General features: G+C 62.6%; 3 protein-coding genes. 1 reads left to right on the top strand and 2 read right to left on the bottom strand.

Translation table 11 applies throughout. The features are described from left to right. Positions 1-261: 261 nt before the first annotated feature. Together BO74_RS20660 and BO74_RS20655 are read right to left on the bottom strand one after the other, a co-directional pair. Positions 262-1,281: a porin gene (locus BO74_RS20660; RefSeq protein WP_496445221.1), complete on the bottom strand. Its 1,020-nt coding sequence runs from the start codon at positions 1,279-1,281 to the stop codon at positions 262-264. Positions 1,282-1,630: 349 nt separating this feature from the next. Further along, positions 1,631-1,954: a heavy metal-binding domain-containing protein gene (locus BO74_RS20655; protein WP_496445219.1), complete on the bottom strand. Its 324-nt coding sequence runs from the start codon at positions 1,952-1,954 to the stop codon at positions 1,631-1,633. 75 nt (positions 1,955-2,029) lie between these two features. On the opposite strand from BO74_RS20655, the gene BO74_RS20650 reads away from it, so the two are divergent. Next, on the top strand, positions 2,030-3,724 hold the full coding sequence (locus BO74_RS20650; protein ID WP_496445217.1) for an autotransporter assembly complex protein TamA: 1,695 nt from the start codon (positions 2,030-2,032) through the stop codon (positions 3,722-3,724). Positions 3,725-3,752: the final 28 nt, after the last annotated feature.

The following is a 3,752-nucleotide window of genomic DNA, read 5'->3' as shown; positions in this document are numbered from 1 at the left end:
CTTCGCTAAACTGCTCGCGGATGAACAGCTTGACGCCTCAAACACCTGATGCCTACAGCATCAATTCTAGTGTTGCGCTTCAAACTTGACACCAGCGTCTGTCGTCCGAGAAAACGGAAGTATCTGAAATCGCCTGACCTGCTCTAAAACCGTGGTCTGTCCCCGGTTTTGGTGTCCCCGGTTTTGCTGATTGCGTCATGGGTTAACAAAAAAACGGGAGCCGAAGCTCCCGTTTCAATTTCGAATCTAACCGGAGTCAGATTAGAACAGGTGACGGATACCAACCATGACGCCGTTGTAGCTCTCGTCGGTCGTGGGCGTAGTAAAGCCCGACCCGCTAAAGCGGCTAGCGGGCTTAGCGCTGCCAGCGTCGTCATTTTCGAGACGCATGTAAGAAGCGTACGCAGTCGTACGCTTCGACAGGGCGTGCTCATAACCAATCTGCCAAGCGGCGGTATCGGTGTCCTTGACATCATTGTCAGCTTGCGAATACGACGCGGCAATCGTGCCAGCCTTGGTGACCGGAACGCGAGCGCCGAGGGTCCAAACGGCGTTGTCATCTTCATCAGCACCATAGTTTTGCGTAAGCTCGTAAGCAGCATACAGCTTGACGACCTTGAAGTCGTAGGTTGCGCCGACGGTCCAGTCTTGGAGAGCCGAATCGGCAGTCCCCTCGTTCAGGCGGGCATACGTCAGAGCGGCAGCAAACGGGCCGTTAGCGTATTTAGCACCGAGTTGAACATAAGCCGAACGGGACGTGGTATCAGTGTCGACGTCTTGCTTCGTGCCGTACAACGCACCCAGTTGCAGGCCGCTGAACACCGGCGAGTAGTAGGCGACGCCGTCAGCCTTTTCGTTCGAGAAGCGGCCGACCACGGCGGGCATGAGGTTACGCGAGCTGATGTTGCCCATCGTTTCCGACACGCCACCATGCCAGTTGTCGCTCAGCGAACCCTGGATACCGACGAGGACCGTACCGAAGCCACCTGTCAGGCCAACGTTGGCTTGACGGTCAGAACTCCAGTTACCTTTGTTATCGGGATCAATACCTGTTTCAAGGTTAAAAATCGCCTTCAGGCCATTGCCCAGCGCTTCTTCACCCTTGAAGCCCAGACGCGAGGTCGACAGACCGCTGCTGACAACACCGGTGGCGCTTTCGTCATTGCCGCTCCAGCCATAGACACCAACGTCCATGATGCCGTAGATCGTGACGTTCGACTGCGCGAAGGCAGCGCCGGAAACCAGGCCGGCAACAGCCAGAGCGATGATTTTCTTTTGCATTTGTGAATCTCCTCTAGGGTTAAGGTCGGCAGCGCGCTTGTCGCCGCCAAACTGGACCTCTCAGTGATGAGAAGCTGGACGGATCATCGCAAACACACCCGACGCAAGCAACCTCGGTGTGGCGATTGGCGTGGCAAAGGCGCCAATCGTGTTGTCAAATTGCAACACTCGAGTTATGTCGAACACGCCTTACCTTGAGCGAGGCGAAAAGAAGCGGGTGGCTGGTTTTCGCCATCTCCCGCACCAGATCAAAGTCGGTTTCTTCATGACCGCGCGCCATGCGATTGCGCTGCCGCATTCTCCGTACGATCTCCGTGCCGTGTTGTTTTTTTCACTCAACGCACCGACATCACTCGACCACCACTGCAGTGCCGCTCGCCGTCACCATCAACATCCCGTTCTTTTCGCCGAGCACTTCGTAATCGAGATCGATGCCGACAACGGCATTCGCGCCCAGCTCCGTCGCCTGCTCGGCGAGTTCGTCGAGTGCGTACTGGCGCGCCTTGCGCAGCTCCTTCTCGTAGGAACCCGAACGACCGCCAACCAGGTCGCGGATGCCGGCGAACATGTCCTTGAAGATATTGGCGCCAAGCACCGCCTCGCCGGCGACGATGCCGCAGTAGGTCGTGATGCGCTTGCCTTCGATCGTCGGGGTTGTCGTCAGATGAACCATCAAAGCCTCCGTTGCAGGGAAATTGGGCATGACGGGCAGCGTAGCACGACCACATCCTGCGCGTAGAATGACCCGATGTCGTGGCCTTTCCGGAACCTTTCCCGCATCGCGGGCGCATTGCTGCTGGCGCTGGCGGTTCCCGCCGGTCGCGCCGAGGTCGTGCTGCGCGCACCGGAACCGATCACCGCGCTGATCAATCCCTACCTCCCCGAGTCGGCGATCTCGCCGCGCCGCCTGCAGACACTGCTCGGCGAAATCCTGGCGACCGAGGGTTATTTCTCGCCCGTGATCAAGATGCGCGAAGAAGGCGCGACACTGCACGTCGACATCGACCCCGGCCCGCGCACCCGTATCGCCGATATCGACCTGACGATCGACGGCTCCGTCGCCAACACCGTCCGTACCGAACTACAGACCGGCTGGCGCCTGCCCGTTGGCCAGCCATTCCGCCAGCAGGACTGGAGCGCCGCCAAGCAGCAGGTCCTCGGCGAACTGCTCGCCACCGACCACGCCGACGCACGCCTGCTCGACAGCGAGGCGCGCATCGACAGCGAAACCCGCCAGGCAAACCTGCGTGCGCACTACGACGCCGGTCCGCGCTACCGCTTCGGCGCGTTGCGCGTCGACGGCCTGCACCGCCATGAGCCGGGACTGGTCGCCCGCTACAACCGCGCGGCAAAGGCCGGCGACCGCTACAGCGAGGCCCAGCTCGGCGAACTGCAGCGCACGCTGCAGGCAACGCCCTATTTTTCCTCGGTGCGCGTAACGATCGACCGCGAAAACGCTGTCACCGACGACGACGGCAACCGCAGCGCCCCGGTATGGGTCACCGTTCAGGAGCGGCCTGCCCATCGTTTCGGCTTTGGCGCCGGCATCAGCACCAACACCGGCGCGCGGATCGAAGCGACCTACCACACCCCCGACCTGTTCAACCAGTCCTGGCTGCTCGACGGAGGCATTCGCATCGAACAGAAAAAGCAGACTGCCTACGCCGACGTTTTCCTGCCGCCGGACGATAAGAACCGGCGGCACGGATTCGGCGCGTTGCTGGAAACCTCGGACATTGAAGGACTGGAGACGCGCCGCCACGCCTTCGGCGTGCAGACCATCCAGCCGCGCGGCAGCGTCGAGCAGCGCCTGTCGCTGAACTGGCAGGAGGAGCAGCGCGATCCCGACGGCGCCGAGACGAGCACCAACCAGGCGCTGGTGCCCGACGCCATGTGGACCTGGCGCAACGTCGACGACCCGCTCGATCCGCGCCGTGGCACCGTGCTGCAGGCGAGCATCGGTGGCGCGGCGAAGGCGCTGCTCTCCGACCAGGACTTCCTGCGCCTGCATGGCCGCTGGCAGCAGTACCTGCCGCTCGGGCTGCGCGACACGATCACCTTGCGTCTCGAACTCGGCGCGACGCTGGCCGACTCCCGGCAGGGCATTCCGCAGGACTACCTGTTCCGCGCCGGCGGCGCCGGTTCCGTGCGCGGCTACGCGTACCAGAGCCTCGGCGTCACGGAAGGTTCGGCGACCGTCGGCGGCCGCTATCTCGGTGTCGCCAGCGTCGAGGCCACGCACTGGCTCACGCCCGAATGGGGCGCCGCGGCGTTCATCGACGCCGGCGACGCAGCCGACACGGTCGGCAGCCTGAGCCCCGCCGTCGGCTACGGCGTCGGCGTGCGCTGGCGCAGCCCGGCCGGCCCGATCGGTGCCGACCTGGCCTACGGCCAGCGCACCGGCGAGTTGCACATCCACTTCGCGCTGGCGATTCCTTTCTAGGGGGAATATGACGCAGCTAGACTCCCAA

Source organism: Propionivibrio pelophilus DSM 12018 (assembly GCF_059569095.1).
This window is presented reverse-complemented; position numbering and strand designations above follow the sequence as displayed.

What these genes read in the sequence shown, in the direction of transcription:
- BO74_RS20655 (WP_496445219.1), bottom strand. Translation starts at nt 1,954, where the DNA reads ATGGTTCATCTGACGACAACCCCGACGATCGAAGGCAAGCGCATCACG.
- BO74_RS20660 (WP_496445221.1), bottom strand. Translation starts at nt 1,281, where the DNA reads ATGCAAAAGAAAATCATCGCTCTGGCTGTTGCCGGCCTGGTTTCCGGC.
- BO74_RS20650 (WP_496445217.1), top strand. Translation starts at nt 2,030, where the DNA reads ATGTCGTGGCCTTTCCGGAACCTTTCCCGCATCGCGGGCGCATTGCTG.